The sequence below is a fragment of the Microbacterium sp. genome (assembly GCF_031180975.1).
Taxonomy (GTDB): Bacteria; Actinomycetota; Actinomycetes; order Actinomycetales; family Microbacteriaceae; genus Microbacterium.
This window is the reverse complement of sequence record NZ_JAPSLI010000001.1, coordinates 115521-130486: the sequence shown is the minus strand read 5'-3', so window position 1 is coordinate 130486 and position 14966 is coordinate 115521. Positions and strand designations below refer to the sequence as shown.

General features: G+C 71.3%; 10 protein-coding genes and 1 riboswitch. Of the genes, 6 read left to right on the top strand and 4 right to left on the bottom strand.

What is annotated here, in order from left to right; genetic code table 11:
- Positions 1-51: 51 nt before the first annotated feature.
- A riboswitch (FMN riboswitch) is annotated at positions 52-191 on the bottom strand.
- A gap of 67 nt (positions 192-258) precedes the next feature.
- Both RIF65_RS00640 and RIF65_RS00635 read right to left on the bottom strand, forming a co-directional pair.
- Positions 259-1122, bottom strand: coding sequence for an Fpg/Nei family DNA glycosylase (locus tag RIF65_RS00640; protein ID WP_309064745.1), 864 nt, complete (start codon positions 1120-1122; stop codon positions 259-261).
- Positions 1123-1176: 54 nt separating this feature from the next.
- Positions 1177-1743 (bottom strand): GNAT family N-acetyltransferase, encoded by a 567-nt coding sequence (locus tag RIF65_RS00635; RefSeq protein WP_309064746.1) that lies wholly within the window; start codon positions 1741-1743, stop codon positions 1177-1179.
- A 90-nt stretch (positions 1744-1833) separates the two neighbouring features.
- Between RIF65_RS00635 and RIF65_RS00630 the strand changes: the two genes are divergently transcribed.
- The 3 genes from RIF65_RS00630 to RIF65_RS00620 all read left to right on the top strand — a co-directional run bounded on the left by RIF65_RS00630 (position 1834) and on the right by RIF65_RS00620 (position 7216).
- Complete coding sequence (locus RIF65_RS00630; RefSeq protein ID WP_309064747.1) at positions 1834-2727, top strand: EamA family transporter; 894 nt, start codon at positions 1834-1836, stop codon at positions 2725-2727.
- Between the two features lie 9 nt (positions 2728-2736).
- Complete coding sequence (gene mfd / locus RIF65_RS00625; protein WP_309064748.1) at positions 2737-6270, top strand: transcription-repair coupling factor; 3534 nt, start codon at positions 2737-2739, stop codon at positions 6268-6270.
- Between the two features lie 349 nt (positions 6271-6619).
- Positions 6620-7216: a gamma carbonic anhydrase family protein gene (locus RIF65_RS00620; protein ID WP_309064749.1), complete on the top strand. Its 597-nt coding sequence runs from the start codon at positions 6620-6622 to the stop codon at positions 7214-7216.
- An 81-nt stretch (positions 7217-7297) separates the two neighbouring features.
- Here RIF65_RS00620 and gdhA read toward each other — a convergent pair whose 3' ends face one another.
- Positions 7298-8665 carry an NADP-specific glutamate dehydrogenase gene (gdhA, locus tag RIF65_RS00615; RefSeq protein WP_309064750.1) on the bottom strand — a complete coding sequence of 456 codons (1368 nt, stop codon included), beginning with the start codon at positions 8663-8665 and terminating at the stop codon, positions 7298-7300.
- Positions 8666-8783: 118 nt separating this feature from the next.
- Positions 8784-11480 (bottom strand): phosphoenolpyruvate carboxylase, encoded by a 2697-nt coding sequence (locus tag RIF65_RS00610; protein WP_309064751.1) that lies wholly within the window; start codon positions 11478-11480, stop codon positions 8784-8786.
- Between the two features lie 78 nt (positions 11481-11558).
- On the opposite strand from RIF65_RS00610, the gene RIF65_RS00605 reads away from it, so the two are divergent.
- The 3 genes from RIF65_RS00605 (at position 11559) to hisS (ending at position 14761) form a co-directional block, all read left to right on the top strand.
- On the top strand, positions 11559-12725 hold the full coding sequence (locus RIF65_RS00605) for a Na+/H+ antiporter NhaA (RefSeq protein ID WP_309064752.1): 1167 nt from the start codon (positions 11559-11561) through the stop codon (positions 12723-12725).
- An 8-nt stretch (positions 12726-12733) separates the two neighbouring features.
- Positions 12734-13375 (top strand): MazG family protein, encoded by a 642-nt coding sequence (locus tag RIF65_RS00600; protein ID WP_309064753.1) that lies wholly within the window; start codon positions 12734-12736, stop codon positions 13373-13375.
- A gap of 90 nt (positions 13376-13465) precedes the next feature.
- A complete protein-coding gene (hisS, locus tag RIF65_RS00595; protein ID WP_309064769.1) occupies positions 13466-14761 on the top strand; it encodes a histidine--tRNA ligase in 1296 nt (431 codons plus the stop codon).
- Positions 14762-14966 lie beyond the last annotated feature (205 nt).

Genomic DNA, 14966 nt, shown 5'->3' with positions numbered 1-14966 from the left:
CCGTCGTCCTCCGTCGAGGCTCCGGGGATCGCCGAACGAGCGCGGTCGCGCTGCGTGCTGCCTCTCATCCGGACTAGCGAGCGGTTGCTCGCATCACCGTCGGTTCCGGATTTCCACCGGATCGGCGCCTGTGGCAGGCGTTCGCGGACTGTCACCGCCGGTTCGGATTCTCACCGACCCCGGAGCACGTTGATGCTCCGAGTGTACTCAACGCGCGGGATCGGTTTTCATTCCCGTGCATGCGGAAGGCGCCGTCGATCACTTCAGCAGCCTGGACAGCCGGCGGTCGGCGAGGGGCTTCTCGCCCGTCTGGCAGGTGGGGCAGTACTCCAGCGAACGGTCGGCGAAGAACACGCTGCGGACGGTGTCCCCGCACACCGGGCACGCCTCGCCCCGCCGGGCGTGCACGCGGAAGCCGGCGCGCTTGGCGTCCTTCAGATCGGCGGGCGGCTTGCCGGAGGCGGCCTTCACGGCATCCGTCAGCGTCGTCTGCATCGCCTCGTAGAGCCGGTCGACGTCGTCTTCGGCCAGGTTGGCGGCGATCGCGTACGGCGACATCCTCGCCGCGTGCAGGATCTCATCGGAGTACGCGTTGCCGATCCCCGCGATCACTGCCTGATCCCGCAGCAGCCCCTTGATCTGGGTGCGCTTGCCTGCCAGCATCCCGCCGAACGCCTCCCGCGTGAACCCCGGGTCGAGCGGGTCGGGTCCGAGCCGAGCGATGCCGGGGACCTCCTGCGGGTCGCGGACGACGTACACCGCGAGCGACTTCTTGGTGCCGGCCTCGGTGAGGTCGAACCCGGACCCGTCGTTCAACGCGACACGGACGGCGATCGGGCTCTTGCCGGGGCGGATGAGGGTCTTCGGCAGCTCGTCGTACCAGCGCAGCCAGCCGGCCTTGGCGAGGTGGAAGACCAGGTGCAGGCCGTCGCCGCACGCCAGGTCGACGAACTTCCCGTACCGGGCCGCAGCGGTCACCGTGGCGTCCTGCAGCGCGTGCACGGGCGGGTCGAACGTCTTCAGCGCCGCGATCGCGCCCACGCTGACGCGCGTGATGGTGCGTCCCGTCGCGCGGGCGGACAGGAAGTCGACCAGGCCTTGGACCTCCGGCATCTCCGGCATGGGTTCATCCTGCCACCGGCATCCGACTTCGGGAACGACCCGGGCCGGTTCGAGTCAGGACAGCACCGGCCAGTCGACCGGGGTGCGGTCGTCGGATGCCAGCAGGCCGCCGATCCAGCCGTCGTCCCGGCCGCGCGGGCTGGTGAGCCCCTGCCGCAGCGTCCCCTCGTAGCGGAATCCGACGGCGCGCGCGGTGCGCGCAGACGGCACGTTGCCGACGACCGCCCGCCAGCCCAACCGCACCAGCCCGAGCTCGCCGAACGCCCATTTCACCACCGCGTGGGCTGCCTCGGTCATCACGCCCTGACCGCGGAACCGCGCGACGCCCCAGTAGCCGATCTCCGCGTCGCCGCCGTGCGGGTGCTCGGTGATGCGGTGCAGCCCGATCATGCCGGCGAGCTCGCCGTCGCGGCGGACCGCCCACACGGTCTCCGCTCCCTCGTCCCACCACGCTGCGACCTTCTCGACGAACTCCTCGCCGTGTTCGCGGGTGTACGGGCTCGGCACGGTGGTCCAGCGCGGCACCTCCGGATCCTGACAGGCGGCCGTGATCGCATCCACGTCGTCGCCGGTGGGGATGCTGAGGACGAGCCGTTCGGTGTGCAGGGTCACGGGGCGCATCGCACCAGCGTAGTGAGCGGTACCCCTCCCGCCGCCGCGTAGGCTTGTCCGTACAGCGGCCGCCGGCCGTGACGACCAAGGAGGACGGCCGTGCCGGTGCAGCACTCATCGCCGCGTGGCGTGGCCGTCTCACTGATCGCGTCGGCGCTGTTCGGCGGCATCTTCTACCTCGCCGGGCTGGTCTCGTCGTCCGCGGAAGTGGTGTTCGCGTGGCGGGTGCTCATCACGCTGCTGTGCTATGCCGCCGCGCTGGTCCACCCCGGGGCGCGGCTCGCGCTGCTGGTGCTGTGGCGACGGCTGCGCTCGCGGTGGTGGATGCCGCTGCTCGCGCTCCTGTTGGCCGGCATCGTGGGCGTGCAGCTGTGGCTGTTCATGTGGGCGCCCATGCACGGCCACGCGCTGGACGCTTCGCTCGGCTACCTGCTGCTGCCGATCTGCCTCGTGCTGGGCGGGCGGTTCCTGATGCGCCATCACGTCAGCCGGATGCAGTGGCTCGTGGTGGCCATGGCGGCGGTCGCCGTCGCCGTGAAGCTCGCCGGGACACCGGAGCTGTCCTGGGTCACGCTGGTGATCTGCATCCCGTACACCCTCTACTTCGTGCTGCGCCAGCGCTTCGGCCTCGACGCGCCGATCGTGTTCGGCGCGGAGACGGCCGCGATGCTGCCGGTCGCGGTGCTGTTCCTCGCCACCGCCGCACCCGGACCGCTGCCCGGCGCGGAACTGGCGGCCCTGCTCGGCATCGGCTTCGCCAGCGCCCTGGCGATGACCCTGTACCTGGCGGCATCCTCGATGCTGTCGATGCCGGTGTTCGGGCTGCTCAGCTACGCGGAGCCGGTCCTGCTGGTGGTGGTGGCGCTGCTGCTGGGGGAGCGCATGCAAGGCGCGGACCTGATCGTGTACGGCATCCTCGCCGTCGCACTCGCGATCCTCGCCGCCGATGGTTTCCGTCGCACCCGCAGCCCCCGTGTCGGCGGTGGTGACTAGACTCGTCCGGTGACTGTTCCGGGGATTCTGCGCGCCTTGGAAGAGGCGAACCTGTACCGTGACGCGCTCGCCTGGGCAAAGACCGACGCCGACATCTCCGTCGTGGACGGACTCGACGTGCCCGTCATCGCCGGGCTCCTGGAGCGGCGCGGACAGGCCGGCCTGCCGGCATCCGCTCTCGTCGTCACCCCGACCGGACGCCGGGCCGAGACCGTCGCCGCGGCGTTCGGCAGCTACCTCGCCGACGCCGAGATCCTGACCTTCCCCGCCTGGGAGACGCTGCCGCACGAGCGGCTCAGCCCCAGCCCCGACACCGTCGGCCGCCGCCTGGAGACGCTTCGCCGCATCGCCACGTGGGACGGCAGCCGCCCGCTCGTCGTCGTCGCATCGGTCCGCGCGGCCCTGCAGCCGCTGGCGGCGAACCTCGGCGACGCGGCTCCTCTCGAGCTGCGCGTCGGAGTACGCGGCACCGAACTCGAGCAGGCCGTGGAGAGCCTCGTCGAACGGGCGTACTCCCGGGTGGACATGGTGTCGCGGCGCGGCGAGTTCGCGGTGCGCGGCGGCATCCTCGACGTCTTCCCGCCGACAGCCGATCACCCGGTGCGGGTGGAGTTCTTCGGCGACGAGATCGACCAGATCCGCGCGTTCTCGGTCGCCGACCAGCGCTCGCTGCCCGGCGACATCGACGTCGTCGAGCTGCCCGCCAGCCGGGAGCTGCTGCTCACCCCCGAGGTGCGCGAGCGCGCCGCGCAGCTCGTCGGCGGCTTCCCCGCGATCTCCGGGATGCTGGAGAAGATGGCCCAGGGGATCCCCGTGGAGGGTATGGAGTCGCTGCTCCCCGCCGTCGCCGGGCCGCTCGTGAGCCTCGCCGAGTACCTGCCCGAGGGGACGGCCGCCGCGGTCGTCGACCCGGAGCGGGCCAGTGCGCGCGCACAGAACCTGGGCGAGACGAACCGCGAGTTCCTGGACGCGGCGTGGAGCGCGGCGACCTCGGGGGCGTCCGCGCCCATCGACCTCGGCGCCGGCGACTTCCTCTCCATCGCGCGGCTGCGGGAGATCGTCCGCGACCGTGACGGCGTGTGGTGGCGGCTGAGCCCCTTCGCCATCGACGACGCGGATGCCGCGAACCTCGGCGCGTCCATCATCCCGTCCTTCCACGGCAACGTCGACGGGGCGATCTCGTTCGTCGACGGGCGGCTGCGGGAGGGCTGGCGCGTCGTCGTCATCGCGTCGGGGCACGGACTGGTGGAACGCGCCCGCGACGTGCTCAGCGACCGCGGCATCGCCGCGCGCATGGTCGACGACCTCGCTGAGGCGCCCGAGGCGGGTGTCGCCACCCTCGTCACCGGGTCGGTCGAGTCCGGCTTCCAGGTCGCGGACGCCCGGCTGGCGGTGCTCACCGACAACGAGTTCTACGGGCGCACGATCGGCGGCGACCAGCGCGTCGTCAAGAAGCTCGCATCCCGCCGCCGCAACGTCGTCGACCCGCTGCAGCTGAAGCCCGGCGACTTCGTCGTGCACACCACGCACGGCATCGGCCGGTTCGTGGAACTGACCAAGCGCGAGGTGTCCAGCGGCGGCCGCAATGCCGTGAAATCGACCCGCGAGTACCTGGTGCTGGAGTATGCGCCGTCCAAGCGCGGCTATCCGGGCGACAAGCTGTTCGTGCCCACCGACCAGCTCGATCTGCTGTCGAAGTACGTCGGCGGCGAGGCGCCGACCCTGTCGAAGATGGGCGGCAGCGACTGGGCCGCGGCCAAGGGCAGGGCGCGCAAGGCGGTGCGCGACATCGCCGTCGAGCTGGTCAAGCTCTACTCGGCGCGGATGAGCGCCAAGGGGCACGCGTTCGGACCGGACACCCCGTGGCAGCGAGAGCTGGAGGAGGCGTTCCCGTTCGCGGAGACCCCCGACCAGCTGCAGACCATCGACGAGATCAAGGCCGACATGGAGCGGCCGATCCCGATGGACCGGCTGCTGTCGGGCGACGTCGGGTTCGGTAAGACCGAGGTCGCCGTGCGCGCAGCGTTCAAGGCCATCCAGGACAGCAAGCAGGTCGCCATGCTGGTGCCGACCACGCTGCTCGTGAAGCAGCACCTGGAGACGTTCACCGAGCGTTTCGCCGGGTTCCCGGTGAAGGTGCGCTCGCTGTCGCGCTTCCAGACCGACAAGGAGGCCCGCCAGGTGGTGCAGGGTCTGCTGGACGGTTCGATCGACATGGTGATCGGCACGCACCGCATCCTCACCGAGCAGGTGCGGTTCAAGGACCTCGGCCTGCTCATCATCGACGAGGAGCAGCGGTTCGGCGTCGAGCACAAGGACGCCCTGAAGAAGCTGAAGACCAACGTCGACATCCTGGCGATGAGCGCCACGCCGATCCCGCGGACCCTGGAGATGGCGGTCACCGGCATCCGGGAGATGTCCACCCTCCAGACGCCGCCGGAGGACCGGCATCCGATCCTGTCGTTCGTCGGGCCGCGCAGCGACAAGCAGATCGCGGCGGCGATCCGCCGGGAGATCCTCCGCGAGGGACAGGTGTTCTTCGTGCACAACCGGGTGCAGTCGATCCAGCGCGTGGCCGCGGAACTCGCCGAACTCGTGCCGGAGGCGCGCATCGCGGTCGCGCACGGCAAGATGGGCGAGCACCAGCTGGAGCAGGTCGTCGACGACTTCTGGGAGCGCAAGTACGACGTGCTGGTGTCCACCACGATCATCGAGACCGGCCTGGACATCTCCAACGCCAACACGATCATCATCGACCGCGCTGATAAGTACGGTCTGTCGCAGCTGCACCAGCTGCGCGGACGCGTCGGCCGCGGACGCGAGCGCGCGTACGCGTACTTCCTGTACGACGACATGAGGCCCCTGTCCGAGACGGCCGCCGACCGGCTGCAGACCATCGCGGTGAACAACGACCTCGGCTCCGGCATGCAGGTGGCGCTGAAGGACCTCGAGCTGCGCGGCGCGGGCAACCTGCTCGGCGCGGAGCAGGCCGGCCACATCGCGGGCGTCGGCTTCGACCTGTACCTGCGGATGATCGGCGAGGCCGTGGCGACCTTCCGCGGCGAGGACACCGCGACGGATGCCGAGCTGCGTCTGGAACTGCCGGTGGATGCGCGCATCCCCGAGCACTACATCGACAGCGAACGGCTGCGCCTGGAGGCCTACCAGAAGCTGTCGTCGTCGGCCACGGCATCCGCGGCGGACGACGCGATCGACCTGGTGGTGGAGGAGCTCACCGACCGGTACGGCACGCCGCCGGAGGAGGTCGTGACCCTGGTGAAGGTGGCGCGCCTGCGGCGCCGGGCCGCGCGCGCGGGTCTCACCGACGTGGTGGCGATGGGGTCGAACCTGCGGGTCGCCCCGGCGCGCTTCGAGGACTCCATGAAGGTGCGTCTGCAGCGGCTGTACCCGAAGGCGAAGCTGGTCGGCGGGGGAGAGGCCCTGGTCGTGCCGATGCCCGGCCCGGACGGCCCGGACCTGCTGGAGTGGGTCGGGAACCTGTTCACCGCGCTGTTCCCGGAGCCCGTCAAGACGACCGCGTAGACGGCGGAATCCGCCGCGCTGGGCGTCGCGCGTGTGCGCCAGTTTCCGGCATCCGTCGGGCTCGTCGTCACGTGTCTGCGCCAGTTTCCGGCATCCGCTGCATCGATCGGTGGCGCGGATGCCGGAATCTGCAGCGCACGTGGTGCGGGAGCCCTCGGCGCCGACCCCGGGATACCGGGTGGCGGAGATCCCGGACGACATGCGCGCCCGACGGCGTGTCGCCGCGCGACACGCCGGGCATGCGCCGGTCGATCCGGGATTCGTCACGCGCACTCCGCACGCGCACGCCAGAAACACCGCACGCCAGAAAGACTGCGCACGGGCTATCGGGCGGGACTAGTCTGGCGGCATGTTGTACGAGCACCTCGGGGCTCGGCCCCGGATCCACGACACCGCCGTCGTCGCCCCGACCGCCGTGATCTCCGGCGACGTCGAGATCGGGCCGAACTGCCAGGTGCTGCACGGCGCCGTGATCACCGCGGAGGGCGGACCGATCACCCTCGGCGAGCACGTCATCGTGATGGAGAACGCGCTGATCAGGGCCACCGCGGCGAACGCCGTGCACATCGGCGACCACACCCTCATCGGAACCCTCGCGAGCATCGCGGGCGCGACCGTCGGCGAGGAGGTGTTCTTCGCCTCGGGCGCCCGGGTGTTCAACGGCGCGCTGGTCGGTGCGCACTGCGAGATCCGCGTGAACGCGATCGTGATGCGCCGTGCCGTGCTGCCGGAAGGGACCGTGCTGCCGATCGGCTGGGTCGCCGTGGGCGATCCGGTGCGGCTGTTCTCGCCGGATCAGGCCGAGGAGATCGCCGCGGCGGAACCCGAGCTGGACTTCCCCGGCCATGTCTTCGGCGTCGACCGGGAGACGCCCGACCTGATGGTGCAGCTCACTGAGCGGTACGGGTCGTCGCTGGCGCGGCACGCCGCCGACCGCCAGCTTTGAGGCATCCGCTCCTCCATCCGTCACGAAGTGCCGAGATCCCAGCGGGACGACGGCACTTCGCGACGGATGCCGGATGACGGGTCAGATCACGCCCTGGGCCAGCATCGCGGCCGCGACGCGCTCGAAGCCGGCGATGTTGGCGCCTGCGACGTAGTCGCCCGGCGAGCCGTAGCGCTCTGCGGCACGGAACGACGCGTCGTGGATGTCGGCCATGATCTCGCGCAGCTTGCGCTCGCTGGCGTCGAAGCTCCACCGCTGACGCGACGCGTTCTGGCTCATCTCCAGCGCGGAGGTCGCCACGCCGCCGGCGTTTGCGGCCTTGCCGGGGGCGAACAGCACGCCGGCGCTCTGGAACGCCTCGACGGCCTCCGGCACGCACGGCATGTTCGCGCCCTCCGACACGGCGCGCACGCCGTTGGCGATCAGGGCCTCGGCGTCGTCCTCGCTGACCTCGTTCTGCGTGGCCGACGGCACCGCGATGTCGACCGGCACCTCCCAGACGCTGCCGCCCTCGACGAACCGCGCCGTCGGCTTGCGGCGGGCGTACTCGACGATGCGGCCGCGCTCGACCTCCTTGATCTGCCGGAGCAGGTCGACGTCGACACCATCCTCGTCGAGGATGTAGCCGGAGGAGTCGGATGCCGTGACTGCGGTCGCCCCGAGCTGCTGCGCCTTCTGGATCGCGTAGATCGCCACGTTGCCCGAGCCGGAGACGCCCACGCGCTTGCCGTCCAGGGACTCGCCGTGCACGCCCAGCATCTCCTCGGCGAAGAACACCGCGCCGTACCCGGTGGCCTCGGTGCGCACCTCGGCGCCGCCCCAGCCGGTGCCCTTGCCGGTGAACATGCCCGACTCGTGGCGGTTGGTGATCTTGCGGTACTGGCCGAACAGGAAGCCGATCTCGCGCCCACCCACGCCGATGTCGCCGGCGGGGACGTCGGTGTGCTCGCCGAGGTGGCGGTACAGCTCGTTCATGAACGACTGGCAGAAGCGCATCACCTCGGCGTCGCTCTTGCCGTGCGGGTCGAAGTCCGACCCGCCCTTGCCGCCACCGATGCCCTGGCCGGTGAGCGCGTTCTTGAAGATCTGCTCGAAGCCGAGGAACTTGATGATCGACAGGTTCACCGACGGGTGGAAGCGCAGGCCGCCCTTGTACGGGCCCAGCACCGACGAGAACTGCACGCGGAAACCGCGGTTGACCTGCAGGCGCCCGGCATCGTCGATCCACGGCACCCGGAAGATGATCTGCCGCTCCGGCTCGACCAGTCGCTCCAGCACGCCGTTCTCGACGTACTCCGGGTGCGCGTCGAGCACGGGCCCGATCGAGTGCAGCACCTCGTGCACGGCCTGGTGGAACTCCGGCTCGTGCGCACTGCGGGTGCGCACGGTGTCGAAGACGGGCTGAACGGGAGCGGTGAGCGGATGGAAGTCGGCGATGGTGTCGGTCACGCGGGAAGCTTTCTGAAACGGGGGATTGAAGGAGGCGATCGTGTCGCGCAGTGCTTCGCCGGATGGGCGCGGGTACTCACTTTAGCGGCACGATCCGCCGGGGCCGCACGGCCGACGATCAGCCGGTGTTCTGCAGTCCGGCCGCGACGCCGCTCACCGAGAGCAGCAGCAGGCGCTGCAGTTCGGGGTCCTCGGCGGGCTCCTCAGCCTGCGATCGCAGGGCGCGCAGGGCCCGCAGCTGCAACAGCGACAGGGCGTCGACGTACGGCGTGCGCAGCTGCACGGCGCGCTGCAGGATCGGCTTGTTCTGCAGCAGCTGCTCGCCGCCGGTGAGGCTGACGACCCATCGCGTCGTGAGCTGCAGCTCGTCGAGCACAAGCTGCGCGAGATCGTCGCGGTCGCCGAGCTGGAGGTAGCGGCGCGCGATGCGTTCGTCCGTCTTCGCCAGGCTCATCGCGACGTTGTCGATCATGGTGCGCAGCAGTGGCCATTCCCGGTACGCCTCGCGGAGGGCCGGCTCGTCGCCGACGGCCTCCAGCGCCGAGCCCAGACCGAACCAGCCGGCCAGATTGATGCGCGCCTGCGTCCACGCGAACACCCACGGGATCGCCCTGAGGTCCTCCAGCGACTCCACCGAGAGTCCGCGTCGGGCAGGGCGCGAACCGAGCGCGAGCAGCCCGATCTCCTCGAGAGGCGTGACGGTCGCGAACCACGGGGCGAACCCGTCGGCGCGCACGAGGGAGAAGAACCGTTCCCGCGATGCGGCGTCCATGATGCGCGCGATCTCGGCGTAGCGCTCTGCCGCGCCGCTGGTGCGCTGCTCCACGGTCGGCGAGGATGCCAGCAGGGTGGCGGCCGCGACCTGGTCGATGTGGCGCATCGCGATCGCCGGCTCGCCGTAGCGGGCGAAGATCACCTCGCCCTGCTCGGTGAGCTTGAACCGCCCGTCGACCGAGTGCGGCGGCTGGGCGAGAATCGCCGAGTTCGCCGGCCCGCCGCCGCGCCCGAGGGCCCCGCCCCGGCCGTGGAACAGGGTGAGCTCGATGCCCGACTCCTTCGCCCACTGCGCGATCTTGCGTTGTGCTTCGTAGAGCGCCAGGTTCGCGGCCACGGGTCCGACGTCCTTCGACGAGTCGGAGTAGCCGAGCATGACCTCGAGGCGGTTGCCGGTCTCGGCCATCCGGGCCCGGAACTGCGGGAACTGCACCGCCTCGGCCAGGATGCCGGGGGCCGCCTGCAGGTCGGCGAACGTCTCGAACAGCGGCACGACGTCCAGCACCGGGGCGTCGTCGCCGAGCGCGTGCCGCGCCAGGGTGTGGACGGCGGCCAGGTCGGCGGCGGACTGGGTGAACGACACCACGTAGCGCCCGGCGGCGCGCAGACCGTACCGGCGCTGGATGTCCGCGATGGCGCGGAACACCTCCAGCACCTCCTCGGTCTGGGCGCTGAGCGGGCCGCCCGCCTCGATCTCGGCGAGCGCCTGCGCGTGCACCTTGGAGTGCTGGCGGACCTCGAGCTCGGTGAGGTGGAAGCCGTACGTCTCCACCTGCCAGATGAGGTGCTGCAGGCCGCCGAACGCGTGCCGCGGTGCGCCAGCGGCGACCAGCGAGCGCTGCACCGTGCGCAGCTCATCGATCAGTTCCTCAGGGGCGCCGTACCCGCCCGACGCGCCGACGCGCGTGGCATGCACGCGGTGCGCGAACGACAGCACCAGCCGGCGGTGCGGCTCACCGGGCGAGCGCTTGGCGATGTCGGCCGCGAGGCCGGGCTCGGCCTGCTCGAAACGCCGCCACAGCTCCTCCACCTCGCCGCTGGGCGGGGTGCTCTCGACGTCGAGGGTGAGGGTGCGGCCGATGCGGTCGAGGGCGCGCTCCAGGCCGCGCAACACGTGGTCGGCCGCGATGTCGGCCGCCTCCCTGGTGACGGATGCCGTCACGAACGGGTTCCCGTCCCGGTCGCCGCCGACCCACGAGCCGATGCGCACGAATGCCGGGACGACCGGCGCGCTGGCACCCGACGCCTCGCCGCGGAGTGCGTCGTCGATCCGCCGGTACACGTGCGGGACCGTGGTGAACAGGGTCTCGTCGAACACGCCCATCACGGTGCGCACCTCGTCGGTGGGCGTCGGCTTCTGCGCGCGCAGCGGCGCGGTGCGCCACAGCGTGTCGATCTCCTCCAGCATCCGCCGCCGCGCGCGGCGCTGCTCGGCGCCGCCTTCGCTGGCCGTGTCGTGCTGAGTGAGCAGCTCGGACAGGCGCCGGATGCTGCTCGACACCGCCCGACGGCGGGCCTCGGTGGGGTGCGCGGTGAAGACGGGGTGGAAGCGGAGGCCGCGCAGCCGGCGCTCTGCCTCGTCCTCGCCGACCTCGTCGCGCAGCTGCGCGAACGCGCTGGCGACGGTGTCCGGCATCCGCGTCGACGAGCGAGACGACGAATCGGGCCGGCCGGCGCGCTCACGCAGCACCCGCACGCGCTGGTGCTCCTCGGCGAGGTTCACCAGGTGAAAGTAGCAGGTGAAGGCGCGGGCGACCTCGTCGGCTCGTTCGATCGTGAACGACTCGGCGATGGCGGCGGCGCGCTCGAAGGCCTCGTCGCTCTCGGCATCCGCGGCCTGGATGGCAGCCAGGCGCAGACGCTCGACGTCCTCGAACAGGCCCGGCGTACCGGACTCGCGCAGGACCTGGCCGAGCAGCCCGCCCAGCATCCGCACGTCGGCGCGCATGGCATCGGGGATGCCGTTCGACGCCTCGAAGCGGGTGATGACGCGGATGGCCTCGGTGTTCGTGGGCTCGGTGAAGGAGTGTGCGGGGGTCACGTTCCGAGACTAACCTGGTCGGCCCGGGGCCCCTCCCCGCATGACGCCGCACCGCCGGGTGCACCTAGCATGGGGGAGATGCGCATCTCGGCCAACCCTCTCCGCGGTCAGCAGTTCCCCGCGTTCCTCCTGCTCGCCGCCGCCGGACTCGGTCTGCTGCTGGCGAACATCCCCACCCACGACGCGCTCGCCGCAGTGCTGCACGCGCACATCGCGATCCCGGGCACGGGCCTGGACCTGTCCGTGGCGCACTGGGTCTCGGACGGACTGCTGGCGATCTTCTTCCTGGTGGTGGCGATCGAGCTGCGGCACGAGCTGACCCACGGCGAACTGAATTCGGTGCGAAAGGCCGTCCAGCCGGCCATCGCCGCGGCCGGCGGCGTGATCGTGCCGATCGCGGTCTACCTGATGATCGCGGGCGGACCCGAGACCGCCGGTGGCTGGCCCATCCCCACCGCCACCGACATCGCTTTCGCGCTCGGCGTGCTGGCGATGTTCGGCAGGGGCCTGCCCTCCGGAGTGCGGGTGTTCCTGCTCGCTCTCGCCATCCTCGACGACATCATCGGGATCATCTTCATCGCCGTGCTGTTCGCGCACGACGTCGACTGGCTGCTGTTCCTGCTCGCGGTGGTCTGCGTCGCCGTGTTCTGGCTGCTGAGCCGCTGGTTGCACGCGTCGGGTCACCTCGGGATCGCCGTCACCATGGGACTGGTCGGCGTGCTCACCTGGGGGCTCGTAGCGGCATCGGGCATCCACGCCACGATCGCCGGCGTGATGCTCGGGCTGGTCATGGCGCCGGTGCCGGCCGAACGCGTGCGGCACGCCCTCGAGCCGACCGTGAACGGCTTCATCCTGCCGGTGTTCGCGTTCGTCGCGGCGTTCGTGGTCATCCCCTCGGTCTCGCCGCGCGAGCTGTCCCCGGCGTTCTGGGGGATCGTGATCGCGCTGCCCGTCGGCAAGATCATCGGCATCGGGCTGTTCGGCTGGGTGAGCATGCTGATCCGTCCTCGCGGCACGGCGCCGGGGCTGGTGTTCGCCGACCTCATCGCCGCGGGCACGCTCGGCGGCATCGGCTTCACCGTGTCGCTGCTGCTCGCGAACCTGGCGTTCGCCGACGACGCCGGCATCCGCGATCAGGCGATCCTCGGCGTGCTGGGCGGCTCGCTGATCGCCCTCGCCCTCGCCGCGGTCTTCGTGTCGCTCCGCGCACGCTGGTACCGCCAGGTCTCCGCTGCGAGCGAGTGAGGGCCGACATGACCGCACCCGTGGAGCACGACCCGCTGCGCGACGCCGCCGAGACCATGAGGGCGGTGCGGGAACGGTGCGTGTGGTCGCAGCGGATCACCCACCGCGACCTGGTCCCGTACCTCGTAGAAGAGGCGCACGAGGTGATCGACGCGGTCGAGAACGGCTCTCGCGCCGAGCTCCGAGAGGAGCTCGGCGATCTGCTGTGGCAGGTGCTGTTCCACGCGGCCATCGCTGCGCAGGACCCCGAGGCGCCGTTCGACATCGACGACGTGGCCCGCGGGCTGACCGAGAAGATGGTGCGACGGCATCCGCACGTCTTCGCCGACGCCGTGGCCACCACCCCCGAGGAAGTGCTCGTGCACTGGAACGCGGCGAAGGCCGCCGAGAAGCGCGAGCGGCGCAGCGTGCTGGACGGGGTGCCGCGAGGAATGCCCGCTCTGGCTCTCGCGCAGAAGCTCCTCGGCCGCGCTGCGCGGGTCGTCGACGCACCGGCCGGGCAGCCCGCCGCTCCGGCCTCGGAGGCCGAGCTCGGCGACGCACTGCTCGCACTCGTCGCGCAGGCGCATCTGAACGGCTGGGACGCCGAGCGCGCGCTCCGCGAGCGGCTGCGCCGGCTCGAGGACGAGGTGCGCGCCGCCGAGCAGTGACGGCCGTGGTCGCCCGACCCGTGCGATTCGAGGCCGGGCGGAGCGACCTGGGAAGATGGACGGGTGGCAACCGTGAACCCGCCGCGCGGCATGCGCGACTTCCTCCCCGCTGACAAGGCCCGGCGCGAGCGTGTGCTCGCCGTCATCCGCGAGCGCTACCGCGCGCACGGCTTCGACGAGATCGAGACGCCGGTGGTGGAGGAGTACGACCGCCTGCACGCCGGCATCGGCGGCGACAACGAGAAGCTCTCGTACAACATCCTGCGCCGCGGGCTCGATGCGGATGCCATCCGCGAGGCCGCCGACGACCCCGCCGCACTCTCGGATCTGGGCCTGCGCTACGACCTGACGGTGCCGCTGGCGCGTTTCTACGCCAGCAACCGGGGTCAGCTGCCCACCGTGTTCCGCTCCATCCAGATCGGACCGGTCTGGCGCGCGGAGCGCCCGCAGAAGGGCCGCTACCGCCAGTTCGTGCAGTGCGACATCGACATCATGGGCGACGACTCGGCCCGCGCGGAGGCCGAGCTGCTCGCCGCCTCGCTGGACACCCTCGACGCACTCGGTCTCGAGGGCGGGCAGGTGCGGGTGAACGACCGCCGGGTGCTGGACTGGATGCTGGAATCGTTCGGGTTCACCGAGGACGAACGCCCCGGCGTGCTGATCACCATCGACAAGCTCGACAAGATCGGGGCGGAGGGCGTGACGGCCGAGCTGCGCGAGCGTGCCCTTCGACAGGCTCAGGGACCCAGCTCAGAAGGCGCCGTGGACGCCTTCGCGGCCTTCCTCGCCCGGCCGCAGACGATGGAGTACAACACGTACGGCGAGCGGCAGATCCGCAAGGCGCTGCCCGAGAACGCGCCGGATCACATCGTCGGGCACCTCGTCGCGCTGGGAGAGGCCGTCGCGGCCGCCCGCGCCACGGCATCCGAGGGGGAGATCCCGCTCGTGTTCGACCCGTTCCTGGTGCGCGGGATGGGGTATTACACAGGCACGATCTTCGAGCTCGCCCACCCGTCGGTCGCCTACTCGCTGGGCGGCGGTGGCCGCTACGACGGCATGATCGGCCGGTTCCTCGGCCAGCAGGTGCCGGCGGTCGGCTTCTCGATCGGCTTCGAGCGGATCGTCGACCTCGTCGCCGAGCGGGAGGCGGATGCCGCACCCGCCGTCGTCCTCGTGCACGACGCCGACGTGCCGGTCGCCGAGCTGCTGGCACACAAGGCGGCGCTGCTGCGCTCCCTGCCGGACGGCGGGCGGGTACGCCTGGAGCGTCGCAACAAGAACTTCAAGGGGCTGCTGGAGCGGGCCGCCGCCGACGGTTACACCGCCTTCGCGTCGGTGCGCGCCGGCGACGTCCCGGGCACCTCCGACCTCAAACCCCTGACCTGACGCTCGCCCCCGCCCCCGCCTAAGCCGCGAGACTTCTCTTCCAGCATGAGACAGCCCGGCATGCGTGCCGTCTCGTGCTGAAAGAGAAGTCTCGTCACCGGGGGGGGGGGGGGGGGGGGGGGGGGGGGGGGGCCGCCGGGGCCGGGGGGGGGGCGGCCCCCCCCCCCCCCCCCCGGGGGGCGCGGCGGCCCCGGGGTCTTGACAC